Origin of the sequence: Actinomadura rugatobispora (genome assembly GCF_042656285.1) — a bacterium.
In the GTDB taxonomy this organism is placed as follows: domain Bacteria; phylum Actinomycetota; class Actinomycetes; order Streptosporangiales; family Streptosporangiaceae; genus Spirillospora; species Spirillospora rugatobispora.
Genome location: NZ_JBHSON010000067.1, coordinates 40,223 through 64,168, shown reverse-complemented (window position 1 = coordinate 64,168; position 23,946 = coordinate 40,223). Strand labels below are relative to the sequence as shown.

Sequence of the window (23,946 nt, the reverse complement as noted above, 5' to 3'; positions counted from 1 at the left end):
GATCTCCAAACACCGGGCAAAAGGCCAGGTCGACCGCACCAACCACCGGGCGACCCTCACCATCGACATCCTCCACCCACCTGAGTTGACGCCCACCCCAAGCCCTTAACTACCCGGCATTGCCCCTAGCCCTCCAGAACGTCCTGGCCCGCTGAGACGTCCCACCCCTTCAAGGTGTCGGAATCCGGGCAGGCTGGTCGCTTGGTGGGTCGACTCGCGACCCTCGCGGTGGGGCCATCGCCGAATCCTCGGTCCGGGGCATCGGATCGGTGAGGGCGCCGTTCGGCCGCGATCCTGGCCGCGGCCGGGCGGGTGTCGTGGCGCGCGACTTCCTGCACTGTTGCTGTTCCCTGGCCACCCCTCTGGGCAGCGGTGATGCCGATCTCTCGATCCATCATTACAAAGATTGCAAGACTATTGCCTTTGGTTGGGGCAAGCGTTAGATTCGGCTGTTGAGAACCTCGTTCTCTTCCAGGTGATACGTTCACGCCGAGCTCGCTGGGAGTCCGTCACCATGGTGATGCAAGGGGCGCGCTGGGCCGGAGCGGCTCACCCCGCCGAGTCGGCCGTTCGGCGCCAACGGCCTGCGCACCGGTCGTCCGGACGACCGCGTCCACGTGGCGCAGGTGGCTGCTGCGCCCCCGGCCAGGCGCTGAGAGTCAACGGCGGACGCAACATGTGATCGCCCAGCAAGAACCCGCCCCCAATCAACCACCCCCCCGAGTAGCCGAAGCGCCTAGATCCGGGCCTGCGAAGCCGCAGGCCGATGTCGTCGTGCTCGGAAACGGGCCGGACTCGTCCGACGGCCTCGGCATGGCTTCACCCCACGCGCCCAGCGGCCGTCCGGCCCGGCGCCCACCACCCCCTACGGAACGCCATCACCGAATGGCGTCGAAAGAAGGCGAACGATCACATGATCGGGATGCTGAAGCTCACGTCGATCGCCCGCGCACCGGCCATCACCGCCGGGGGCGGGGCGGGCGCCTCTGCCGGAGCATCGGACGACGACGCCATCACGATCGGGGCGGGTGGTGTCAGCGGACACCGGGATCTCGGCCGGGCCGAGGACGTCACCGGCCAGAACATCGGGGTCAACGCGGACGCAACACCTGACCAGAAGGAAAGATCATGAGAGCACCGCGCATCCTCGTGGCCGCCGTCGCCGCGATGACGATGGCCGCCGGCACGGCGTGCGGCCCGGGAACCGACGCCTCGGCGCCGTCGGGGACGGGGCCGGGCGGCAAGCCGTTCAAGATCGACGTTCTTCTCGGTCTGAGCGGCGACTACGCGCCGGTGGGCAAGGTGATGGCCCAGGGCGCACGCGCGGCCGCTTCCGTGATCAACCAGCAGGGCGGCGTCTTCGGCAAGCCGGTCGAGCTCAACGTCATCGACACCGCCGGCGACCCTGTCCAGGCCGTCACCCAGACGCGGAAGCTGGTGGCCGACGGTCGCCCCCAGGCCGTGGTCCCCGGCATGGTCACCGCCGACATCATGGCGACCGCGCCGCTGCTGGCCCAGGCGAAGGTCTTCATGGCCACGCACGGGCCGGATCCCAGGCTGAACGACCCGAAGAAGTACCCGTACCTGTTCGGCACCACCTACCTCCGGGACCAGATGGCGACCTCCCTGGCGGCGGAGTTCACCGCGAAGGGATTCAAGAAGGTCAGCCTGATCACCGCGGAGAAATCGGGCTCGGTGGGCGCCCAGACCATCAAGGACGTGCTCGGGACCAAGGGCATCACCACGAACATCGTGACGGTGCCGGTGGCCGCCGTCGACGCGACGTCCCAGATGCAGCAGGCGCTCGACCTCGACCCCGACGTCCTGGTCCTGGACTCCTACGGGCCCCCTTCCGCCGCGATCGTGCAGGCCCGCACGAAGCTGAAGCCCGACGTCCCGACGTACGCGAGCCAGAACTTCTCGTCGGGCGACCTTTCGGAGAACGGGCCTGCGAGCGCCTACGACGGGGTGCGGCTGCAGTCGCTCTCCTTCGCCGTCAAGGGGCATCCGACCACGCAGACGCAGGCGTTCAAGGCCTTCTTCGACGCCACCCGCCAGCAGACCGGCGGCACGTTGGAGTTCAGCATGAACACCTACGTCGTCACCTATAACGACGTCATCCTCGCGGCCTACGCGGCCAAACTCGCCAACAGCACCGACCCGGCCAAGATGACCGCCGCGATCGAGAAGGCGGGTCCGGCGCAGATCCCCTACTTCCTCGGGCCGGTGAACTTCTCCTCGAGCAACCACTACCCGAGCTTCGGCCCGGAGTGGTGGGCGTTCGCCGGCTACAAGGGCATGGACAACTCGCAGATCGTTCCGGCCACGCCGTGACGACCATCTGGACGGGCCTGGCGATCGGCGCCGTGTACGCCCTCGTCGCCGTCGGCTACAACATCACGATGGCCCAGAGCGGGGTCTTCAACTTCACGCAGGGCCAGATCATGGTCTTCAGCTGCTTCTTCGCGTGGTTCATGATGGTCGACCTGGACCTTCCGTGGTGGGCGGCCGCGATCGCCGGCGCCGTCGCGTGCGGCCTGATCGGGCTGCTGGTGGAACTCCTCGCCATTCGCCCGGTCGTCGCCCGCCACGGAGCGCACGGCCACGCCGTGCTCGTCACCACCGTCGGCGCCTTCGTCATCATCCTGGGCGTCCTGGCGGCGACCTGGGGGCGGACGCCCAAGTCGCTGCCCTTCTTCGGCGGCACGGAGACCGTGACGCTGCTCGGCGGGAAGCTCGCCCCGGTGGACATCTGGCTCGTCGCCCTCGCCGTGGTCGCGGCACTGGCGATGCACCTGGTGTCCGGACGCACCGCGTGGGGGCTCAGCGGGCGCGCTGCCACCGACAACCCCGACGCGGCGAGGGCGAAGGGCGTCAACGTCACGGCGCTGCGGACCACCGCGTTCATGCTGGCCGGTGGCCTCGGGGGCCTGCTGGGACCGGTGATCGCCCCGAAGGTCGGCGTCAGCGTCTCCATCGGGGTCTCGCTCACGATCTACGGCTTCGTCGCACTCGCCCTCGGCGGGTTCGGGAGCTACCTCGGCTGTCTCGTGGGAGGCGTCGCCGTCGGTCTCGTCCAAGCGTTCGCCGGCCGGTACTTCGGCGCGGAGTACCCGCCCCTGATCCTGTTCGGGCTGCTGGTGATGATCCTGCTGGTGAAGCCCACCGGCTTGTTCGGCCATCGCGGATTGAGGGTCGTATGAGCATGCGTCAACGGCTGTCCGCCCTCGCGCTGGACACTCCGGCCCCCGCCATCGCGGCCTTCGTCCTGGTGGCACTGCTGCCCCTGTTCGGTCTGGCCGGCTACTGGCAGCAGCAGCTCGCCCTGATCGCCATCTACACCCTGATCTGCAGCGGCCTGAACCTGAGCTTCGGTTACGCCGGCGAGCTGGCACTCGGGCAGGTCGCCGTCTTCGCCTCCGGCTCCTACATCAGCGCGATCCTGTACCAGCACGGGGTCACGGACATCCTGGCGGGCTTCGCCGTCGCGGCCTGCCTGGCGGCCGTCACGGGACTCCTCACCGGAATTCCCGGCCTGCGCCTGAGCCGATGGGCGCTCGCCCTGGTGTCGTTCTTCTACGTCCTGCTCGTTCCGGAACTGCTGAAGCTCTTCGAGTCCGAGACCGGTGGTACGGCGGGACTCGCCGGCATCCTCGCTCCGACCTTCTTCGGCTGGCCTCTCGGCACGACCGGGTTCTACGTCGTCGCGGTCGTGGTGACCCTGCTCTGGCTGCTGCTCCAGCGCAACCTCATCGTGTCCCGCTTCGGCCAGTTCCTGCGCATTCTTTCCGCGAGCCCGACCCTGACCGAGAGCCTTGGCGGCTCGGTGTACCGGTTGCGTGTCCAGGCGTACGTCATCGGCGCGCTTCCTGCCGGGCTCGCGGGAGTGCTCTACACGTACCTCACCGGCTTCGTCAGTCCGGAAGCCTTCACGCTGCACATGCTCATCGCGCTCCTCGCCGCGACGGTCGTGGGGGGTGCCGCCAGCGTCTGGGGCGCTCCCGTCGGAGCCGCGATCCTGGTGCTCGGGCCGCTGCAACTGAAGTCGTTCGAGGAGTACTCGACGCTGGCCTACGGTGTCTTCCTCGTCGTCATCGGGACCGCCTTCTCAGGAGGCCTCGCCGGCCTCGCCCGGAAGTTCCGTGACCGGGCGCTCCCTGGCCGCGGATCGCAGGGCACCGTCGAACGTCCCGCGGATCTGTCGATTCCCGGCACGCGGATGGTCGTGGCCGGGGTGGAGAAGAGCTTCGCGGGCCTGCGCGCGCTTTCCGGCGTCGACCTCACGGTGGAGCCGGGGACGATCGCCGCGATCATCGGCCCGAACGGCGCCGGCAAGACCACGCTGCTCAACCTCGTCTCCGGCCTGCTGCCGGCCGACGCCGGCCGGGTCGAGCTGGCCGGTCGTGAACTCACGGGCCTGCGGGCGCACCGGGTCAGCCGGCTCGGCGTGGGCCGGACCTTCCAGACCCCGGTCGGCCTCGGGTCGATGAGCGTCCTGGAGGTCGTCGAGTCCGGCCGGTTCCGGAAGGGGGACATCGGCGCCCTGTCGGCCGTCCTCCGGCTGCCGAAGTACCACCGGGTCCGGAAGGCGGACCGGGAGGCGGCGGTCGCGGCGCTGTCGTTCGCCGGCCTCGAGCATGCCGCCGCCCAGGACGCGGCGTCCCTTCCCCTCGGGACCCGGCGGCTGCTGGAGGTCGTGCGATCGGTGGCGGGCGAGCCGAGCGTCCTGCTCCTCGACGAACCGGCAGCAGGCCTGGACGACAACGAACTGCGGGAGCTGGGCATGCTGATGCGCCGGATCCGGGACGCGGGCGGGACCGTCGTGCTGGTCGAGCACAACGTCCCGTTCGTCATGGACGTGGCGGACCAGGTCTTCGTCATGGAGCTCGGCCGCGTCATCGCGGCCGGACCACCCGAGGTGGTCCGGCGTGACCAGCGCGTCATCGACAGCTATCTCGGCCGCCGCGGCCGGCGGGAACCGGACGACCTTGATTCGAGGACGACGTGATGGATGAGTCGACCAGCCCGCCCGCCCTCGATGTCGCCGACCTCCAGGTCGCGTACGGCGACCTCGTCGCGGTCTGGGAAGCCTCGCTGCAGCTGATGCCCGGCAGGATCACCGCGCTGGTCGGCCGGAACGGAGCCGGCAAGACGACGTTGCTCTCCGGGATCTGCGGACTCCTGCCGACGCGATCGGGCAGCGTCGCCCTCGACGGACGGACCATCACCGGCCTGCCACCGCATAGACGCGTGCGGCTCGGCATGTCGATCGTGCAGGAGGGCAAGCAGGTCTTCCGGGACCTGTCCGTTCACGACAACCTGCGCGTGGGTCTGCGCGGCCGCCGATCCCGTCAGGACGACGCGACGATCCTGGAGGAGCTGTACGAGCGCTTCCCGGTCCTCGGGGAGCGGCGCAGGCAACGAGCCGGGGCGCTGTCCGGCGGCCAGCAGCAGATGCTGGCGATCGCCACGGCGCTTGCCGCCCGGCCCCGGGTGCTCCTCGTCGACGAGCCGTCCTCGGGGCTGGCCCCCGTGATCACTGATCAGGTGTTCGAGCTTCTGGACCGGCTTCGCGCGGAGGGCCTCGCGATCCTGCTCGTCGAGCAGCTCGTCGACGAGTTGCTGGGCGGCATCGCCGACGACGTGGTCGTCCTCGACCGGGGACGGGTCACCCTCCGGGACCGTGCCTCGAACCTCTCCGCCGAGACCATCGCGAACAGCATCTACTCCTCCCTCTGACCACGACGGCCGCGTCCGGCCCGACCTTGTGAGCGTGCGGCCCGGTTCCGGACGGGATCAGTGTTCGCGCAGGAGGGCGCCCGCGCCGTACACCCGGTCGTGGACGCCGTTGTCGCGCAGTGCCATCCACCACGTGGCGGCGTTGATGGCGATGACCGGCAGGCCCAGCCAGCGTTCGGCCTCGTCGGCCAGCCGCACCATCGACAGGTTGGTGCCGCATTGGACGAGCGCGTCCACCTCGCCCCGCGTCAGCTCCTGCAGCGCCTCCCGCAGGTCCTTCTCGGGTACGTGCGCGATCGACACCGCGGTCGGGCACCTGAGGCCGATGATGCGGTCGACCTCGAAGCCGAGCTCGGTGAAGAACCGCTCGACGTTGGCGTCGCCGACCGGCTGGTACGGGGTGACGATCCCGATGCGCCGCGCGCCGTAAAGGTGCAGGGCGCGCTCGCAGGCCTCCGCGCCGGTCGCGACCCGCAGGCCGGTGATGTCGTGGATCTGCTTGACGAACTCCTTGTTGCCGGCCACGCCGCCCCAGAACGTCTCGGCGGACATGCCCATCACCATGTAGTCCGGCTCACAGGTCAGCACCCGTTCGCAGGCCGCGCCGATCTCGTCGCGGATCTGCTCCAGCAGCCGTTCCATGCCCGCGTCGCCGGCCATGTTCTGGTCGCGGATGTGGATCCGCGAGAAGTGGGACGTCACGCCCGGGACGCCCATCCGGGAGAAGTCCGGTTCCACGATCGTGTTGGTGGACGGCGCGATCACTCCGAACTTGCGCCGCCAGCCGAGAGCATCGGTCATGCCGCTTCCTTCCCTGTCGGTACGGGCTCGCGGGCCGTCCTGGCGAGCCGCCAGGCGGCGAACGCGAACGCCGCCTGCGCGACGGTGTTGCAGGACTGCTCCACCCATTGCAGGGCGATGGACTGCTCGGACCTGGCCGCCATCGGGCCGAGCAGGTACTGACCGGCCAGCCAGAGCCCGAACAGCACCGCCGCGAGCACGTCTCCCTCGCGGCGGGCGGCCCGTACGAGCAGCACGGCCACGACGGTCACGGCGATGATCGTCCACACCATTGCGGGCCAGGTGTCGCGCAGGACGGCAGCGGCCGCGAGCACCGCCGACAGCGGGACGGCGAGCACGGCGGCGTGCGGCGTGCGGCGCAGGTCCCGCGACAGCGCGTACGCGAGCACCGTGAAGCCGAGGGCCAGCAGCGGGAACAGCGCGTGGTACAGCCATGGCAGGTCGGGGCCGTCGAGCGCGACGATCAATTTCCAGCCGGCCTTCGCGAACCCGCCCGCCAGCAGCAGGCCCGCCGCAGCGGGCACCAGGGGGTGCCGGTGCCGCAGCAGCATCACGCCGGCGGCGGTGAGCGCCACCGGGACGAAGTCCTCGGCGGCCAGCGCGATCGGGTAGTCGGTCATGCCGGGCGCTCCGCGTCCCCGAACAGGTCGCGCTTCCGGAACGTGGCCAGCGCGAACCGTCCCATGATCTTGGGGGTGGTGAGCCAGGCGACGGTGCCGCCGTTGCGGGTACCGGCCAGGACCTTGTCCGCCAGCCAGGGCGTCACGGTCTCCACCTGGTCGGCGAGGATGTTGAAGACCTTCTTGGCCTTCGCCAGCTCCTTGGGGGAGTAGTCCCGGATCAGCAGATCGGTGACGACCATGCCGGGGGACAGGTGCGCCACCTTCACGGGCCCGCCCTTGACCTCCTTGGCCAGGCCGGTGGTGAGGTAGTCGCTGCCGCGCTTGGTGGCCCCGTACGCGATGAGCCCCGCCACGGTCCGCCCGTCGCTGCCGAGTCCGGCCATGTTCCACACGGTGCCGCCGCCCTGGGCCGTCATGCCCCGTACCGCGACGGCGCTGCCGTGCAGGACGCCGAGGAGGTTGGCCGACACGACCGTCTCCAGCTGGTCCGGCGGCAGTTCGGTCAGGGGGCGCCGGGCGGTGGAGACCCCGGCGTTGTTGATCCAGTGGTCGATCCGGCCGAACGCCCCGGCGGCCTCGTCCCAGAGAGCCTGCACCTGGTCGCGGTCGGCCACGTCGCAGACGGCCCCGACCGCGCCGTCGCCCAGCTCGGCCAGCGCCTTGCCGACCGATTCCGGCGACCGGCCGCAGATCGCCACCCGGGCGCCCCTGGCCAGGAACTGCCGGGCGAGGCCGAGCCCGATGCCGCGGGTGCCGCCGGTGACGACGACCGCGGGCCCGCTCCCGGTCATGCCGCCTCCCAGGCCAGCACGCCGTGCAGGACGCCGGCGAGGACGTTGCCCTTGAACAGTTCGTACACGACCGCGAGCGTCTCGCCGGCGGACATCCCCGGCCGCGCGTCGATCATGAATTCGCGGCCCTTGGCCTTCCACACGTCGCCGAAGTGCAGGACGGGGTAGTTGGCGCGCCCGAACGCCTGGGCGTTGCCCCAGGCGCCCGGCCCTTCGTAGAAGGAGCGGAACCCGTCCCGCCGGACGTCCACCGTGTGGTTCCGGTCGAGCGCGCCGGACCAGGTGACGCGATGGCGGGTGCGCAGCAGGTCGAGGGGCTCCAGCTCGATCGACACGGCCACTTCACCGGCCGGTTTCTGGTCGGCGCCCCACAGCTCGCACGTTCCGCTGTACGCGCCGCTCGCCTTGGTCGGGAGGACGTACGGGACCGGCCCGTTCCGGGTCTCGCCGTCCAGGAACCGTTCGATCTCGGCCCGGGTCCCGGCGTTGGTGTCGTAGTCGGTGCTGCGCCTGTAGACGCCGTTGAAGCAGCCCACCAGAGCCCACCCCTGGTAGAGGGTGGACGAGTACACCTGGGTCTCGCCGTCGGGCAGCACGTGGTTCCAGGTGTTGAGGTCCACCTGCCAGCCCGGTCCGTAGTAGTGCGCGTCCACGAACCCGCCGTACGGTTGCCCCGTACCGTGGAAGTCGGGCCCGGTGTAGACCCGGTCGCTGTCGGAGTCGACCACGCCGAACGCGAACGGCGCCCCCAGCCGGAACCTCCCGGCCAGCGGGCCGCCGCCCTCCAGCCCGCCGTCCATGTAGTACGTGGTGCTGCCGTTCTCGAACACCGAGGAGCGGCGGATGTCCTCGTACCCCTGCCAGGTGCCGGTGGCGTCGAACAGCGACGGGCGGCCGTGCCATTCGCCGGCGATCCGGGTCTGCCACTCGCTCGGCTCAGCCATGGGAGGCCCCCGTCTCGTTGGTGAGCAGTTCGGCACGGAGTTCCTCGGCCTGCTCGTCGCCGAGGAGACGGGCGACGTTCGCCCAGACGGGGTCGACCTCCGGGCTGAAGAGGGCGGCGCGGTTCCGGGCGTCGCGCGCGGCGAGGCCGGTGTCGGAGAGCGTGCCGAGCACGTCGTCGGGGACGCCCTTCACCAGCAGCTCGCGCCAGTGCTCGAAGTAGCGGTCGAGGTAGGCGCCGATCTGGTCGAACTGCTCCTCGGTGGCCCGGTCGACGAGCATCCAGGGCGACATCATGGCGTGCTGGCGGGGCCCGATCGCGGCCGTGGACGGGCCGAACCGTTCCCGGACCTCCTCGTAGGCCGGGGTCAGCGGCTGGAACACCGCGTTGACGTACTCCAGGTGCGCGCCGAGGTCGGCGCGCGGCACCAGGTCGATGTGGTACGCCAGGTTCCCGCCGGCCATGACCGCGTCGAGCGTGAAGTGCGGGACGGCCGACTCCGTGCCGGTGAAGGCGAAGACCATGTGGCTGTCCATGCCGATGGCCTCGACGGTCAGGCCGATGCGGACGATCTTGGCGATCCGTTCGCCGCGCAGGACCTCCAGCGTGCCGACCGGTTCGGGGGACATCGGTCCGGTCAGGTCCTTCGCGCGGACGGTGGTCAGCTCTTCGATGCCGGCCAGCGCCGCCATGGTCCGGTCGCTCAGGGCCTTGGGCCGCGACACGCTCACTCGCTCTCTCCTTCGGTGGTCCGTTCGCGGGGGCGGGGGTCGGCGCCGCGGGCGCGGTGCTGCCAGGCCCGTGCCAGCTCGGGGTTCTCCCGGCGGGCCGGGGAGGGGATGACGGCGGCGTTCCCGGCCCGGCCGCCGGCCACCGCCGCGTCGTCGTCGCCGACCCACCAGCCGTCGGCCATGAGCTTCTGGCGGCGCCGCCGGTAGGCGACCTGGAGGGCGTCGCTGCGCAGGTGCAGCTCGTCGGGCAGGTCGTAGGGCAGCAGTTCGGGGCGCTGGCTCTCCACCACGGGCTTGTCCTGCAGCAGGATGCTGCGGATCCGCTTGCGGGCGTCGCGGTCGGCCCACCTGCCGGTGAAGAAGTTGCGGTACCCGACGATCTTGACGAGGGTGCGGTCCCGGCTCAGCGGGATGTTGTGGTCGTAGAGGATCATGTCGCCGAACGGCAGCCGGACGTGCAGCTTGACGATGTTCGGCAGGTACCAGCCGTTGGTGACCACGACCTCCGCGGGCCGCTCCTTGTAGAGCCGCTTCCACAGACCCCGGGCCGGCGGCGGGCTGAGCCGGATGTCGGCCACCGCCGACCAGTCGTCCTCGGTGATGTCGTAGTCGGGGATCTGCGGCTTGTCGGGGTTGCCGAACCGGGTGCCGTGCACGAACGGCGTGTGCGCGGCGTCCACCACGTTCTCGAACGTCCGCTCGTAGTTGGCCTCGATGACCATGTCGACGTACACGGTGCTGAACGCGGGGTCCTCGTGCTCGGGGAACGCCGGGATCGGCGGGCGCTCCTCCGCCGGCAGGTCGCCGAGGAACGCCCAGATCAGCCCGGCCTGCTCGCGGACCGGGTAGGAGTCGACCCGGGCCTTCTTGGGGATGCCGCGCCCCTCCGGATTGGCCGGGATCTTCGCGCAGGCGCCGTCCGGCTCGTACTGCCACCCGTGGTACGGGCAGGCGATCCGGTCGCCGACCAGCGAGCCCGCCGACAGGGCGGCGCCGCGGTGCACGCACAGATCGGAGAGGCAGACCACGCTCCCGTCGCGCTTGCGGTAGAGCACGAAGTCCTGGCCGAGACACGTCACCTTCGTCGGGGCACGGGTGACCGCGTGCGCGAACTCGACCGCGTACCAGAAGTTCTTGAGCATGGGGCTCCCTATCGGCGCCGCAGGTCGATGAGCGCCGGGTCGGCGTTCGGGGTCACGTCCTCGCCGCGCACGTGGGCGCGCAGGAACGTCACGACCAGGTCGGTGAAGGCACGGCGGCTCTCGCCGGGGTCGGTGTCGGGGTCCAGGTCGAGGAAGGCGCGGGCCGCGGTCGGGTCGACCGGGTCGGCGACGGCGAAGTGGTTGGCGCCCTTCACCACGGCGAGCAGGTCGCCGGGGCCGGCCAGCGCCTCGGTGAACGTGCGGGTGACCGGGTCGGACGGGACCGGCTCGCCGTACCGGTCCGAGCTGCCCGCGATCACGCCGTCCCGGGTGCCGACGCCCAGCAGCACCGGGCAGTCGGCCTGGGCGGGCAGCACGGTGCCGGGCGGCCAGCCCAGCATGGTGGCGACCATGGTGTGGGTGCCGTAGGCGAAGCAGGCCCGCACACCGGGGACGAAGCGGGCCGACTGGAGCACGACGGTGCCGCCGGCCGAGTGCCCGCCGAGCGCGATCCGGTCCAGGTCGAGCACCCCCTTGAGCAGGTCGATCCCGCCCAGCGCGTCCAGCACGGCGGGGATGGCCGGGCAGGTGGGACGGGTGCCGTACGCGTCGGGCCGGGCCGCGTCCACGTCCACGCCGGGTGTCAGCCCGTACTGCCCGCCGAACAGTTCGGCGACCCGGTCGAAGGTCACGACGGCGAAGCCGGCGGCGGCGATGCCGGCCGCCAGGGGCCGGTAGGCGGCCTGCTCGACGTTCACGCCGGAGCAGAACAGCACCACCGGGTACGGGGCGCCCGCCGGATCGGGCGGGAACACCCCGGTGAGCCGCTCGGCGTCGGTGCCCTCGGCCCGGGCCGGATAGTAGACCTTCAGGTGGGCGGTACCGAACGGCGAGGGGCCGCCGGTTCCGGCCGGCCACCACAGGGAACGCACGTTCATGGGCGCGGCAGTTCTCGGTCGCCGCCCCACAGGGCGCGGACGAGGCGGTCGGTGGTCTCCTCGCCGAAGTAGCGGACGCCCATCACGTTCGCGGGGTCGCGTTCGGCGATGTTGCGCCGGGCGGCGAGGTCGGCGGCGGCCAGCGCGGCCCGTTCCTCCCCGGGTACGGGCGCGGCCTCGTCGACCCAGCCGAGCCAGCGGTCCACGTGCTCGTCCAGCAGCCGCTCGACCAGGTCGATGTTCTTCTCCGAACGGGGGAAGGAATAGCAGTGCGCGGTGGGCGAGAGGCTCGCCCGGATGAAGCCGGCGCGGCTGGTGAACCACTCCAGTTCCGGGTTCTCCTCCCGTACGGCCAGCCACGCCTCGTCGAGGGGCCCGTAGTAGGCGTCGTAGTACGCGCCGTCGGCGAGCAGGTTGGTACGCGGGACGGAGTCGACGTAGAACCAGCCCTCCGGCCAGACCAGGAGCGCGATGCCGAGGTGCGGGACCCGGATGTGCGGGCCGAGCCACACGGTCAGGTGCAGATTGGCGAACCCCGCCGTCGGATCGCCGAGCCAGGAATGCACCATCCAGTCGACCTCGGGCCCGCTGTAGGCGGCCAGCCGCCCGCCGGGGCTCTCAGGAGGGTTCCCGTACGACTCCAGGGCCTCGGTGGAGGGGTCCCGGGACAGCTCGAACCGCGCGTCGATCTTCGCCTTCAGCCCGGTCAGGATGGACTCGTAGCGGTGGAGGGTCTCGGTCACGTCGATGACGGGGGACTCGTCGAGCATCTGCTCGACGTGACGCAGGGTTTCCTTCAAAGGGGGCTCCGCTCAGTGCGTGACGGCGGGTGTTTCGCCGGCAGGCGCGTCGCCGGCCGGCGCGGCCAGCGCGGCGAGGGCGTGCGCGGGACGCCCGCCGACCAGATCGGTGTTCTTGGAGACGAGCCGGTTGACGGCCTGGGCGGGGTGGACGGCCGCCATCGTGACGGGGCGGGAGGCGCGGGTGACCACGGGATGGCTGATGCGGCCCTCGAACGGCCCGTCCCAGGAGGTCCACAGGGTGAAGTCGGCGGGGAGGGCCAGGACGAGGCCGTCCTCCGGACCGGAGGCGATGACGTTCAGCCGGTTCTCGGCGGCGCGCTCGGGCAGGCCGAGCGCGGTCTCCCACTCCTCCAGCGGCGTGAACGGCACCGCCACGGCGTCGGCTTCGGCGATGGCGGCGAGCCGGAACGTCTCGGGGTAGAGCGCGTCGTCGCCGACGACGAGCGCGAGGCGTCCCCACGGCAGCGTGAAGATCTCCAGGCGCTCGCCGTATTCGGTGGCCCAGGGTGCGTGCCGGGAGCTGGCGTGCAGCTGGGGCTGGCCGCCCGCCAGGCCGTCCGCGTTCACCAGGTAGGCGGTGTGCGCGCTGCCCGCCCGCACGCTCGTCACCACATGCGCGGAGGTGCCCTCGACCGCGCGGGCCAGGGTCTCGACGACGGCCGCCGGGTCGGCGCCGGTGCCGAACGCCAGCTCCGGCAGGACGATGAGCTCGGCGCCCGCCCGCGCGGTCTCGCCGGTCAGGTCGGGGGAGCGGACGGCGGCGGCCGCCAGCTTCCCCGCACCGGGCGCGGCGGTGCGGGGAAGCGGCGGCCGGACGATCGGGGCGTACAGCCTCGGCCTGCGGGCGGCGAACACGTCGGTGCCGTCCGGGCGGGTCTTGGGGTCGGCCAGCGCGGGGTCGATGTCGGCGACGACGACCGCCTCGCCGGTGCGCGGCCCCTTGGCCAGCACCGTCCCGTCGGGGGCGACGATCTGGCTCTCGCCCGCGCCGTCCAGCAGGCCGGGCGGCACGCCGAGCCGCCCGGCGATCGCGGGCAGCAGGTCGGCGGGCAGCAGCGGGCCGACCTTGTTGGCGGCCACCACCCACACCCTGTTCTCGGCGGCCCGGACCGGGACGTGCAGGCTCGCCTCGTCGGTGGCGAAGGAGTTGAGGCTGTTGAGCAGCACCTGCGCGCCGCGTACCGCGAGGTCCCGGGGCACGTCGCTGGTGACGCCCTCCATGCAGGAGTACAGGCCGAGCCTGCCGTGCGGGGTGGCGATGACGGGTCCGGCGGTGGTGCCGGGATCGAGGTGGTCGCCCTCGGCGCCCATCAGGGTGAGCTTGTCGGACCGGCCGAGCAGCGCGCCGTCCGGGCCGTACAGGAGGCCGGCGACGGTGACCCGGCCGGCTTCGGCCAGCGTCACGTTGATCTTGAGATGGACCCGGTGCTCGGCGGCCTTGGCGGCGATCGCGGTCAGGAACGGACCGTCCAGGGTGCAGGCGTGCCGGCGGGCGCTGGCGCGGTCCTCGTACCAGGACAGCCGGTTGCAGAATTCCGGGAACGCGATGAGCCGCGCCCCCTCCGCCGCCGCCCGGTCGGCCATCCGCAGGCAGGTGGCGAGGTTGCCGGCGACGTCCAGGCCGGCGGCGAACTGGACGGCGGCGACCCGGACCGATCCCATGCGGCCTCCCGGCTCTCGAAGGGCGGTTCTGCGGACTTGGTTCCACTAGCGAAACGGCGTTTCCAAACTCTACAATCGCGGTCCACCCGCCCGCCAGATCCCCGAGGCGGAAACTTCACCCGACCAGCCCGGAGGCCCGCGGATGCTCACCCACGTCGTCCTGATGAAGTTCACCGACCCGGCCGACGCCCCCCACGCCAAGGAACTGCTCGAAGGACTGGCCGGCAGGGTCGCCGAGATCCGCTCCATCACCGTCGGGCTGGACGTTCTGCGCACGGAGGCGTCCTTCGACCTGTGCATGACCACCACCCATGACTCGGCGGAGGCACTGCGCGGCTACCAGGAGCATCCGGCCCACCTGGAGGCGGCCGGCTGGCTCCGGCCGCGGCTGGCCGCCCGCTCCGTGGTCGACTACGAAGGCGGCGATCACGAGGGCTGACCGGCGGGCGGGACGGCGCGGGCCGCCGCGGCGTCGGCGTCGGCGTCGTAGTGCCGCCGCCCGCCGAAGGTGACCAGGGTGCCCGCCAGCAGCGGCAGCAGCAGTGCGGTGAACGCGCCGCGCAGCGAGCCGGTCAGGTCGGAGGCCGCGCCCACCAGGAGCGGTCCCGCCGCGCCGCCCAGCGTGATCAGGAACTGGAGCACCGCGAATCCCAGCCCCCGGCGGTCGGCGCTGACGACGTCGGCGGTGGCCGCCGTCAGGTTGGGGATCGCGATGGAGAAGCCGGTGTTGGCCAGGAAGTAGAACGCGATCTGCCCGGGCAGCGCCGGGATCAGCACCGCCCCCGCCAGGCCGGCGGTGCCGATCGCCAGGCCGATCGCGCCGATGTGGACCCGCCACCCGGGGGACAGGCCGTGCCGCCGGTCCCCGTACCGGCTGCCCAGCAGCGTGCCGAGGACCATTCCGGCCAGCCCCACGCCCCCGGCGATGGCGGCCGCGGGCCCTTCGGCCAGGTCGTAGGCGCGCTGGTAGTAGCTGGGCATCCAGTAGAAGAGGCCGCCGAGCCCGAAGAACAGCATCGTCAGGCCGAGGACCACCGAACGCAGCGTGGGGATGGCCAGCAGGGTGCGCAGTTGCGCGGCCACCGGCTCCGGGGACGCCGCTCCCGCGGTCTTCGTCGTGCCCGTCGTGCCCGTCGTGCCCGTCGTGCCCGCCGTGCCCGCCGTGCCCGGCGCCTGTGCAGGTGCCGGGTCCGGTGTCGTGTCGGGTGTCGTGTCGGGTGCCGGGTCCGGTGGCGTGCCGGGCGTGGCGTCCGCACGGCCGGCGCGCATGGCCTCGATGCGGTCGCCCAGGCCCCGCACCGGCTCGCGGACGGTCAGGCAGAGCAGCGCGATGACGGCGCCCGGCACGGCGACCAGGAAGAACATCATGCGCCAGCCGAAGGCCTGGGCCAGCGCGCCGCCCGCCATGATGCCCAGTGGCAGGCCGGAGTAGTAGGCGAAGCGTTCCAGCCCGTACGCGCGGGCCCGGCCGGGGCCGGGGTAGTAGTCGGCGATGAGGCTGGAGCCGGAGGGGTTGTAGAGCAGTCCCGCCCCGCCGAGGAAGACCCGGACCGCGAACAGCGTCGCGTACGACTGGACCAGGCCGCTGCCCAGCGTCAGCAGCGACCAGACCGCCACCACGGCGGCGATGGTCCAGGTCCGCCGGGTGCGGTCCGCGAGCCGCCCGGCCGGGATGAGCAGGATCACCCCGGCCAGAGCGGCGGCGGTGGCGATGGCGCCGCCGGCGGTGTCGGAGAAGCCGAACTCCTCCTGGATCCGGGGGAGCGCCCCGGCCATCAGGTTGGCCTCGACCCGGTCGATCAGCGCCACCAGGGCGACGCAGACCGCCGGCCACCAGCCGAACGGGGCGGCCCGCCCCGGATCGACGGGGACCGGCGGCCGCCCGGCATACGCCGTGATCCTGGGGAGCGGGGCCGGTGAGGGTTCGGTGGTGGCGGTCATCGTGCCCCGTTCTCTCGGTGGAGACAGCGTGCGGGTGGTGCGGTGGCCCCGGTCGGGGGGCGCCGGGTCAGGAGGCGCCGGTCAGCGTCTCGATCTGGCCGGCGTTCAGCAGGCCCTGGTAGTAGGAACCGCCGGGCAGGTACGCGGCCGTCTGGGTGCCGTCGAAGGCGTCCTTGACCCAGGCGCCCGCGAATGTCTGCAGGGCCGCGATGTCGGTGGCCTTGGGCGTGCCGCACGCGACGGTGCCCACGGCGTCGGTGCTGGCGCCCTCGGCGTCGGTGTGCGCGCCGCCCGTGAGGCGGACGCCGACGAACGGTCCGCTCACCTTGGCCTGGACGGCGTCGGTCCCGCTTCCGCTGTTGTTGCAGATGCCGTCGGGCGCGGAGATCGTACGGACCGTGCGCCCGGTCCCGCGCAGCGCGTCCAGGCCGGTGTCGAGGTTGCCGCCGATGAACGACTTCACCGGGTCCAGCAGGACCAGGCCGCGCACTCGCGCCCATGCGGCCGGGTGGTTCCCGCGGATCCGGCCCGCGACGTAGGTGACGGCCTCGCCGCCCGCCGAGTGCCCGGAGAAGACGAGCTTGTCCGGCAGGGTGAGCTCCGGCCGGCCCGCCTCGGCCTTCGCCTTGGCGAAGCTCCGGCCGAGCTTGTCGGACGGATCCGCCATCTTGCCGAACAGATCGGCGACGTTGCCGAGGAAGTCGGTGTTGTTGCCGATGTTCTGCAGCGTGCAGCCCAGCAGGTGGGCCGAGGGCAGCGTGGGCGCGAAGACCAGGTAGCCGGCCGAGGCGTACTTCCCGGCCAGATCCGCGATGTGGTCGTTGGCGCGGGCGAAGCCGTGCTGGAGCCACACCAGGCCCTTCGGGGAACCCGCCGGGAGGTACCAGTCGGCGCTCTGGTTCAGCATCGTGAACGCGCAGCGGATCTCGACGGTGGTCTGGACGCGGGTGACCGCGGCCTGGGCGGGGGCGATGGGGCCGAGAGCGGTCACCGCGAGTGCGGCGGTGGTGGTGGCGGCGAGGGTGCGGATGGCATGGACGCGCATGCTGCCTCCGAAGGCAACCAACCCCGTTTCTCTAGAGGAAACGGAGTTTCCAATATTGCCTTCATTAAGCGGTCCCGCGGAGCAGAAGGCAACGGGGCGTGGAACGCGATTCGGTAACGCTCTCGCGGCCGTCACAGCGGGTAGGCGCCCGCGTCCATCCCGCCGCCGCCCGCGCGGAACGCGGCGGGGGCGTGGACGGCGCACGTCTGCACGTACTCCAGCAGCCCCTCGACGCCGTATTCGCGGCCATGGCCGCTGCGCTTCACCCCGCCGAACGGGGCGTGCAGCGCCATCCCGGTGCGGTTGTGGGTGTTGACGAAGGTGAAGCCAGCCTCGAAACGGCGGGCGAACGCGAACGCGCGCTCCTCATCGGCCGACCAGACCGAGGCGCCGAGGCCGAGCTCGCCCGCGTTGGCGCGGGCCACCGCCTCGTCCTCGGTGTCATAGGGCAGCAGCGGCACCACCGGGCCGAACTGCTCCTCCGCCACCACCGGGGCGTCGTCGGCCACGTCCGTGACAAGGGCCGGACGAACGAAGTGGCCCCGTTCCAGGTCGACGCGCACCGCGCCCAGCCCGGTGACGGTGCCCCGTTCCGCCGAATCCGCGATGAGCGCCCGTACCCGCTCGGCGGCCGCCGCCGAGACGACCGGGCCGACCGTCGTCCCCTCGGTGAGCGGGTCGCCGAGCACCAGCGCCCGCTCCGCCGCCGCCAGGTACGCCTCGCGGACCTCGGCCAGCCGCGACCGCGGCGCGTACAGCCGCTTGGCCGCCATGCAGACCTGCCCGGCGGTGGCGAAGGAGGCCATCACCAGCCGGTCCATCGCCGCGTCCGACAGGTCCGCGTCGTCCAGCAGCACCACCGGGTCGTTGCCGCCCAGCTCGAGCACCGCCGGCGTGAGCGCGGCGGGGGCCGCCGCCCCGATCGCGCGGCCGGCCGCGGCGCCGCCGGTGAAGGCGACCCGGTGGACCGAAGAGTGCCCCACGAGCGCGCCGCCCGCCTCGGCCCCGCCGTGCACGACGTGCACCAGTCCGGGCGGGAACGCCGCCAGTACCCGCGTGACCGCCAGCGGTGCCAGCGGGGACGGCTTGACCACGGCGGTGTTGCCCGCCGCGAGCGCCGGGCCGACCTTGAGCAGCGCGAGGATGACCGGCGCGTTCCAGGGCGTGATCGCCGCGACCACCCCGTACGGGCGGCGCCGCAGCACCAGCCGCCCGGCCGCGTCGTCGGTCTCGCGGTCGGCGTAGGCGGCGGGCGCCCGCGCGGCGGCCCAGCGCAGGTACGCGACGGAGAACCGCAGCTCGCCCGCGCAGTCGGCCAGCGGCTTGCCGGTTTCGCGGGCCAGCAGCACCGCCGTGCCCGGCAGCATGGCCTCGACGGCGTCGGCGGCCCGGAGCAGGACCGCGGCCCGCTCCCCGGCGGGGACCTCGCGCCAGGAGCGTTGCCGGTCCGCGGCGGCGCGGACGGCCCGGTCCACCCCGGCCGCGTCCGCCACCGGGACGCGGCCCACGATCTCCGCCCGCCGGGCCGGATTCTCCCGGACGATCTCGGCCGGCATCAGGCGACGTCGCGCAGTGAGGCGATCATGGAGCTGCGCAGCAGGTACCGCCGTGCCTCGACGGGGTCGGCGGCCAGCCTCCGCAGCTCGTCGTGGTACTCGCCCGGATCGCCGGAACGGAGCCGCTCCCAGTTGGCGTGCGTCGCCCGCCGCACGAACGTTCGGGCCGTTTCGCGGCGCGCTTCCGCCACGGCGTCGAGCGCCTCCTCGGGGCCGCCCTCGATCACGGCGGCGAGGGCCCCCGCCATGAGCACGGCGTCGTGGATGCCGCTGTTCATGCCCATGCCGCCGAGCGGGTTGTTGACGTGCGCGGCGTCCCCGGCCAGCAGCACGCGGCCGGCGCGGAAGCTTCCGGCGATCCGCTGGTGCACCCGGTAGAGGGTGGCGTGCGCGACGTCCCACGCGGTGTCGGCGACGCCGCGGAGCCGGTCCGGAAGCCGCTTGAGTTCGTCGCCGTCGTCGGTGCCCTCCGGCGTCGGGAACAGCACCCGCCAGTGGTCGGGCGTGCGCAGCAGCACCAGCCACTCGGCCGGGTCGAAGACGTAGTTCACCGCGGCGATGCCGGGCAGCAGCCTCGCGACGTCGGTACGGGTCGAGGCGACCAGGAACCGTTCCGGGTACGTCATGCCCTCGAACGGCACCTTCAGGGCGCGCCGGACCGCCGAGCCCGCGCCGTCCGCGCCGATCAGCCAGTCACCGCGCACCCGGCCGCCGTCCGCCAGAGCCGCCTCGACCCCGCCCGCGTGCGGCAGCACCGACCGCACGGCCGCGCCGAAACGCACTTCGCCGCCCGCCGCGAGCAACCGGTCCCGCAGGAGCGGGGTGAGCTTGCTCTGCTCGCACTGCACGCGGAACGGGTACGGGGTGTCGCCCGCCAGCACCGACAGGTCCAGCTCGGCGATGATCCCGCCGCGCCGTTCCCGGTACTGGAAGGTCCGCGAGACGAGGCCGCGCCCGATCAGGTCGTCGAGCACGCCGAGATCGGCCAGCATCTCCAAAGACGGCGGATGGAAGGTGGAGGCGCGCGACTGCGCCGCCAGCTCCGGGCCCGCCTCCAGGACCGTGACCGGTACGCCGCGCCGGGCCAGGGCCAGCGCGGCGGTCAGCCCGACCGGTCCCGCCCCGGCGACCAGCACCCGCGTCACGGCGTGTCCCTGGACTGCGGCGTGTCCCGGGAGTGCAGCGCGAAGCCGTCCTCGACACCGACCACGCGCGGGTTGGTGAAGAAGCGCAGCGTCTCGGCGGTGCCCTCCTCGCCGAGCCCGGACGCCCCCCACACGGGGCGCGGCGCGAACAGGTGCAGGCTCAGCACGCTGGAGCCGTTGACCTTGACCTCGCCGGCGCGGATCCGGCGGGCGACGGCCAGCGCCGCGTCCTCGTCGGTGCCGGTCACATACCCTTCCAGCCCGTACGCCGTGCCGTTGGCCAGCGCGACGGCCTCGTCCAGCGTCCGGTACGGGTGGACGGTCGCGACCGGCCCGAAGATCTCCTCGGTGGCGTCGACGGGATCCACCCCCGTGACCAGCGCGGGAGCCAGGTAGTTGCCCCGGTCGGGCACCGTGGTGGCGGACCGGACCCGGCCGCCGAGCGCGTCGCGGCGGGCGGTGACGCGGTCGCGGTGCCGGGAGTGGACCAGCGGCCCGAGATCGGTCTCCGGATCCAGGGGCGGGCCGGCGCGCAGGGCCGCGAGCCGCTCGCCGATCGCCTCCAGCAGCGGGTCCAGGGCGCCCGCCGGCACGATCAGGCGGCCGAGGGCCCGGCACCACTGGCCGTTCAGGGTGGTGAGCAGGTCGACGGCGGCGCGCGCGGCGCGCCTCAGGTCGGCGTCCGGCATGACGACCAGCGGGTTGTTGCCGCCCAGCTCCAGCTGAACGGGCTTGATCCCGGCGGCGCAGGCGGCGGCCACCGACCGGCCGCCGGCCGTCCCGCCGGTGAACGACACCGCGCGGACACGGGGATCGCCGGTCAGCCGCGCGCCGGTGCGGGCGTCGCCGTGGACGAGCTGGAAGGCGCCGCCGGGGACGCCGCGTTCCGCGAGCGCGCCCGCGACGGCCTCGGCGAACCGCTGGCTTCCGTACGGGGCGTACTCGCTGGGTTTGAGGATCGCCGGGCAGCCGGCGGCCAGCGCGTTGGCGACCTTGTGCGCGGCCATCGGCGCGGGGGCGTTCCACGGGACAAGGCACAGGGCGGGACCCCAGGGCAGCCGCCGCACCTCGACCGGGCGGCCGTCCTCGCGGGTGCGGGCCGTGTCCAGGCCGCCGCCGCGCAACTGCTCGGCGGCCAGCCGGAACGCGCCGGTCACGATCACGCCGAGGGGGGCCGCCTGCCGGATCGGGACGCCGGTGGCGGCGGCCTCCAGCGCGGTGATCTCGGCGGCCACGGGCTCCAGGGCGCCGCTGACCGCGTCCAGCAGGTCCGCACGTTCGGCGGCCGGGACGGCGGCCCAGCCGTCCGCCGCGCTCTCGGCCGCGGCCAGCGCGCGTTCCAGGCGTTCCTCCGGGGTGACGGGGGCCGGGCCCAGTGCCTCGCCGGTGGCCGGGTCCTCCAGGATCGGGCCGGTGCCGGCCGGGGAGGCGGCCCACTCCCCGGCCACCAGATCGCGATGCGGCGGGGTCATTCGGGCACGCTCGCGAACAGCTCGTTCTCCTTGTTCTCGGTGATGATCTGTGCCGCTTCGAGCCGGCCGCGCTCGGCCGGGAACGTCATGACCAGCCCCATCGCCAGGTCGCGCAGCGCGCGCCCGACGATGCCGTCCATCGTCGCCGTGGAGGTGCCGCACGCCTTGAACGCGCCGAGGGCGACCTGGAAGCACGCCTCGGCGATGTCGCCCTTGGCGATCCGCCACTGCCGGTAGACCTCGGGTTTGGGCCGCAGCGGCGGCTCGGAGGTCTCCAGCTCCAGCTGGCGGCGGATCCAGAGGCAGGCCGTCTCCAGCCGCTCGGTCATGTCCCCGATGATCACCTGGTGCATCGGGGAGGACGCGATCGGGCGCCCGGAGTCGGCGAAGGTCTTCCGGGTGAGCCGGTCGACGGCGAAGTCGTACACCGTCCGCGCCGCTCCCAGGTAGCAGGCGGAGATGGCCACCTGGTTCCCGACGAAGCTGCCCCGGCTCATCGTCAGCATCCGCACGAAGGCGCCGGGGACGGTGAGCGCCTCCTCGGCCGGAATGAACACGTCGGTGAGCGTCACCCCGTGGTTGTTGGACGCGCGCATGCCCAGCCCGTTCCACGGGGTGCGGGACGCGACGCCGGGCGCCTCGCGCGGTACCAGGAACAGGGCCAGCCCGTCGGCGTCGGACGTGCCGTCCAGGCGGGCGGTCACGAGATAGGTGTCGGCGACCCCGGTGGCGCAGCCGAACGACTTCACCCCGTTCAGCACCCAGCCGCCCTCGGCCGGGACCGCGGTCGTGGCGATGGCGATGTTCGCACCGGAGCTCTTGACCTCCTCGCTGGCGAAGTTGGCCATCCACGTCCCGGCGGCCATCCGGTTCAGTACCTTCTCGGCGAACGCCCGGACCGGCTTGACCTCCTCGTCGCCGGTGAAGAGCCCGGCCTCGATCGCCTCCAGCGGGAGCAGGCCGCGCGAGGCGCTGGTGTTGTGGAAGAAGTACGCCAGGGCGGTCGACGGGCAGGCGGTGCCCATCGCGTAGGTGGCGGCGGCCAGGTCGCGCAGCCCGCCGCCGAGCCCGCCGTACTCGGCGGGCACCACGAGGCCGAGCAGCCCGGCCTCGCGCAGCAGCGCCACGTGCCCGATCGGGAACTCGGCGGCGCCGTCCGCGGCGGCGGCCGCCTCGCGCAGCGCGGGCAGGACCGACTCCACGCGTTCGGCCCGTTCGCGTTCGGCCGCGGTCATGTTCTCGACGAGCCGTTCGCCTGTGGATGTCATCGGAACGGTCCCCCTTCGCTTGGTCCGGATGCGGGGCGGTCGAGGCGGTAGGTGCGTCCGGGCAGTGCCGAGCCCCATATCGCCTCCAGGTCCGTGGCGGCCGTCACCAGTGCGGCCCGGTCGATCGGTGCGGCGACGCCGAGGCGGGCGGCGAGGAACAGCACGTCCTCCGCGCACAGCCCGCCGTCGATGCCGCCGAGTGTCGCGTCGAAGTGCCGCACGCCGCTCTTCATCGCGGTCAGCGCGTTGGCCGGCCCCAGGCCGTACGCCTCGCGCAGCCGCACGCGCAGGGGCACCGGCCGGACCCGGGGCACCGCCTCCTGGAGCAGGTTGCGGACCTGCAGCGGCGAGGCGGCGTCCGGGCCCTCGTCCAGGGCGACCTCGGCGCAGCCGGCCGCGACCAGCCGGTCGGCGGCGGCGAGCACCTCGGTCTCCCTGGCGGGCGCGAACGCGTCGGGCACCCGTCCCACCACGCCGAGGCCGCGCTCGCGCGCCGCGCCGATCAGGCGGAGGGCGCCCGGGGTGTCGGTGACCTCGACCATGATCGGGGCGCCGTGCGGCAGCACGGGCAGCCGCGCCGGCTCCTCGACCAGCGTCGACCAGGACGGGCGGCGGGGGACGGCGGCACCGGGTTCGTCGGCACCGGGTTGGTCGGCACCGGCCTGGACCGCCGAGGGCAGGGCGGTCGCCGGGACCCGGACGCGGACCCCGGCCGCGTGGACGGAGTCCAGCAGCAGGGCCGCCCCGGCCGGGGTGACCCGGGTCCGGGCGGAGCCGAAACCGCGCAGCCGGCGGTCCAGCGCGGCCGCCAGGCCGGTGTCCGCGAGCGTCACCTCGTCCGGCAGCGGGTCGGCGAGCTGGCCCCAGGCGCGGGAGTGGAAGAGCAGCGGCGCGGTGCGGCGGGAGACCTCGGCGGCCAGCACCTCGCCCACGAAGATGGTGTGGTCGCCGCCCGGATAGGCGTGCGCGACCCGGCAGTCCAGCCAGGCCAGCGCCCCGCCGAGCACGGGGGCGCCGGTGGGCGCGGCGGTCCACGGCTGCCCGGCGAACCGGTCGCCGCGGTCGCGGCCGGCGAACCGGTGGCCGATGCCGGTCTGGTCCTTGCCGAGGAAGCTGACGGCGAAGACGCCGCTGCGCTCGATCAGCTCGTGCGTGTGGATGCCCCTGGCGAGGCAGACCAGGACCAGCGGCGGGTCGAGGCTGACACTGCTGAACGAGCTGGCCGTCATGCCGTGCCAGCGGTCTCCGGCGGTGGTGGTGACGACCGCGACGCCGGTCGGCCACTGGCCCAGCACCGCCCGGAACGTCTGCGCGTCGACCGCCACGGCATCGTTCCTTCGTTTCGC

General features: G+C 72.9%; 22 protein-coding genes. 6 read left to right on the top strand and 16 right to left on the bottom strand.

The window, feature by feature from the left end:
- The first annotated feature begins 913 nt into the window (after nucleotides 1-913).
- From ACFPZN_RS37425 to ACFPZN_RS37405, 5 genes are read left to right on the top strand one after another with little or no spacing between them, the layout of a single operon-like run.
- Nucleotides 914-1,132 (top strand): hypothetical protein, encoded by a 219-nt coding sequence (locus tag ACFPZN_RS37425; RefSeq protein WP_378287233.1) that lies wholly within the window; start codon nucleotides 914-916, stop codon nucleotides 1,130-1,132.
- Entirely contained in the window at nucleotides 1,129-2,334 is a 1,206-nt protein-coding gene (locus ACFPZN_RS37420) for an ABC transporter substrate-binding protein (RefSeq protein ID WP_378287232.1), read from the top strand. Before ACFPZN_RS37425 ends, ACFPZN_RS37420 begins: the two co-directional genes overlap by 4 nt.
- The gene (locus ACFPZN_RS37415; protein ID WP_378287231.1) at nucleotides 2,331-3,203 is read left to right on the top strand and encodes a branched-chain amino acid ABC transporter permease; all 873 of its coding nucleotides are present in this window, start codon (nucleotides 2,331-2,333) and stop codon (nucleotides 3,201-3,203) included. The genes ACFPZN_RS37420 and ACFPZN_RS37415 overlap by 4 nt, the downstream gene beginning before the upstream one ends.
- Nucleotides 3,200-5,008 (top strand): branched-chain amino acid ABC transporter ATP-binding protein/permease, encoded by a 1,809-nt coding sequence (locus tag ACFPZN_RS37410; protein WP_378287230.1) that lies wholly within the window; start codon nucleotides 3,200-3,202, stop codon nucleotides 5,006-5,008. Before ACFPZN_RS37415 ends, ACFPZN_RS37410 begins: the two co-directional genes overlap by 4 nt.
- Nucleotides 5,008-5,739 (top strand): ABC transporter ATP-binding protein, encoded by a 732-nt coding sequence (locus ACFPZN_RS37405; protein WP_378287229.1) that lies wholly within the window; start codon nucleotides 5,008-5,010, stop codon nucleotides 5,737-5,739. The genes ACFPZN_RS37410 and ACFPZN_RS37405 overlap by 1 nt, the downstream gene beginning before the upstream one ends.
- A gap of 57 nt (nucleotides 5,740-5,796) precedes the next feature.
- On the opposite strand, the gene ACFPZN_RS37400 is transcribed toward ACFPZN_RS37405, so the two are convergent.
- Genes ACFPZN_RS37400 through ACFPZN_RS37360 form a run of 9 tightly spaced genes read right to left on the bottom strand, consistent with a single transcriptional unit; the run spans nucleotide 5,797 to nucleotide 14,173 of the window.
- Nucleotides 5,797-6,540, bottom strand: a complete 744-nt coding sequence (locus tag ACFPZN_RS37400) for a maleate cis-trans isomerase family protein (protein WP_378287228.1) — start codon at nucleotides 6,538-6,540, stop codon at nucleotides 5,797-5,799.
- Nucleotides 6,537-7,160, bottom strand: coding sequence for a hypothetical protein (locus tag ACFPZN_RS37395; RefSeq protein WP_378287227.1), 624 nt, complete (start codon nucleotides 7,158-7,160; stop codon nucleotides 6,537-6,539). The genes ACFPZN_RS37400 and ACFPZN_RS37395 overlap by 4 nt, the downstream gene beginning before the upstream one ends.
- Nucleotides 7,157-7,954: an SDR family oxidoreductase gene (locus ACFPZN_RS37390; protein WP_378287226.1), complete on the bottom strand. Its 798-nt coding sequence runs from the start codon at nucleotides 7,952-7,954 to the stop codon at nucleotides 7,157-7,159. The genes ACFPZN_RS37395 and ACFPZN_RS37390 overlap by 4 nt, the downstream gene beginning before the upstream one ends.
- Nucleotides 7,951-8,898 (bottom strand): hypothetical protein, encoded by a 948-nt coding sequence (locus ACFPZN_RS37385; protein WP_378287225.1) that lies wholly within the window; start codon nucleotides 8,896-8,898, stop codon nucleotides 7,951-7,953. The genes ACFPZN_RS37390 and ACFPZN_RS37385 overlap by 4 nt, the downstream gene beginning before the upstream one ends.
- A complete protein-coding gene (locus tag ACFPZN_RS37380; RefSeq protein WP_378287224.1) occupies nucleotides 8,891-9,628 on the bottom strand; it encodes a hypothetical protein in 738 nt (245 codons plus the stop codon). The genes ACFPZN_RS37385 and ACFPZN_RS37380 overlap by 8 nt, the downstream gene beginning before the upstream one ends.
- A complete protein-coding gene (locus tag ACFPZN_RS37375) occupies nucleotides 9,625-10,770 on the bottom strand; it encodes an aromatic ring-hydroxylating dioxygenase subunit alpha (RefSeq protein WP_378287223.1) in 1,146 nt (381 codons plus the stop codon). The genes ACFPZN_RS37380 and ACFPZN_RS37375 overlap by 4 nt, the downstream gene beginning before the upstream one ends.
- A gap of 8 nt (nucleotides 10,771-10,778) precedes the next feature.
- Nucleotides 10,779-11,708 (bottom strand): alpha/beta hydrolase, encoded by a 930-nt coding sequence (locus ACFPZN_RS37370; protein WP_378287222.1) that lies wholly within the window; start codon nucleotides 11,706-11,708, stop codon nucleotides 10,779-10,781.
- Nucleotides 11,705-12,508: an oxidoreductase gene (locus ACFPZN_RS37365; protein WP_378287221.1), complete on the bottom strand. Its 804-nt coding sequence runs from the start codon at nucleotides 12,506-12,508 to the stop codon at nucleotides 11,705-11,707. Before ACFPZN_RS37365 ends, ACFPZN_RS37370 begins: the two co-directional genes overlap by 4 nt.
- A gap of 12 nt (nucleotides 12,509-12,520) precedes the next feature.
- Nucleotides 12,521-14,173, bottom strand: coding sequence for a nitrilase-related carbon-nitrogen hydrolase (locus tag ACFPZN_RS37360; RefSeq protein ID WP_378287220.1), 1,653 nt, complete (start codon nucleotides 14,171-14,173; stop codon nucleotides 12,521-12,523).
- A gap of 142 nt (nucleotides 14,174-14,315) precedes the next feature.
- Between ACFPZN_RS37360 and ACFPZN_RS37355 the strand changes: the two genes are divergently transcribed.
- Nucleotides 14,316-14,612 (top strand): Dabb family protein, encoded by a 297-nt coding sequence (locus tag ACFPZN_RS37355; protein WP_378287219.1) that lies wholly within the window; start codon nucleotides 14,316-14,318, stop codon nucleotides 14,610-14,612.
- Here ACFPZN_RS37355 and ACFPZN_RS37350 read toward each other — a convergent pair.
- The 7 genes from ACFPZN_RS37350 to ACFPZN_RS37320 all read right to left on the bottom strand — a co-directional run bounded on the left by ACFPZN_RS37350 (nucleotide 14,600) and on the right by ACFPZN_RS37320 (nucleotide 23,925).
- A complete protein-coding gene (locus tag ACFPZN_RS37350; RefSeq protein WP_378287218.1) occupies nucleotides 14,600-16,114 on the bottom strand; it encodes an MFS transporter in 1,515 nt (504 codons plus the stop codon). The two genes, ACFPZN_RS37355 and ACFPZN_RS37350, sit on opposite strands and share 13 nt — an antisense overlap.
- Before the next feature lie 67 nt (nucleotides 16,115-16,181).
- Nucleotides 16,182-17,159 (bottom strand): alpha/beta fold hydrolase, encoded by a 978-nt coding sequence (locus ACFPZN_RS37345; protein ID WP_378287217.1) that lies wholly within the window; start codon nucleotides 17,157-17,159, stop codon nucleotides 16,182-16,184.
- Between the two features lie 131 nt (nucleotides 17,160-17,290).
- Nucleotides 17,291-18,715, bottom strand: coding sequence for an aldehyde dehydrogenase family protein (locus ACFPZN_RS37340; protein WP_378287216.1), 1,425 nt, complete (start codon nucleotides 18,713-18,715; stop codon nucleotides 17,291-17,293).
- Nucleotides 18,715-19,860 (bottom strand): FAD-dependent oxidoreductase, encoded by a 1,146-nt coding sequence (locus tag ACFPZN_RS37335; RefSeq protein WP_378287215.1) that lies wholly within the window; start codon nucleotides 19,858-19,860, stop codon nucleotides 18,715-18,717. Before ACFPZN_RS37335 ends, ACFPZN_RS37340 begins: the two co-directional genes overlap by 1 nt.
- Entirely contained in the window at nucleotides 19,857-21,332 is a 1,476-nt protein-coding gene (locus ACFPZN_RS37330; protein WP_378287214.1) for an aldehyde dehydrogenase family protein, read from the bottom strand. The genes ACFPZN_RS37335 and ACFPZN_RS37330 overlap by 4 nt, the downstream gene beginning before the upstream one ends.
- Complete coding sequence (locus tag ACFPZN_RS37325) at nucleotides 21,329-22,600, bottom strand: acyl-CoA dehydrogenase family protein (protein WP_378287213.1); 1,272 nt, start codon at nucleotides 22,598-22,600, stop codon at nucleotides 21,329-21,331. The genes ACFPZN_RS37330 and ACFPZN_RS37325 overlap by 4 nt, the downstream gene beginning before the upstream one ends.
- Nucleotides 22,597-23,925 carry a flavin reductase gene (locus ACFPZN_RS37320; protein WP_378287212.1) on the bottom strand — a complete coding sequence of 443 codons (1,329 nt, stop codon included), beginning with the start codon at nucleotides 23,923-23,925 and terminating at the stop codon, nucleotides 22,597-22,599. Before ACFPZN_RS37320 ends, ACFPZN_RS37325 begins: the two co-directional genes overlap by 4 nt.
- Between the last annotated feature and the right edge of the window lie 21 nt (nucleotides 23,926-23,946).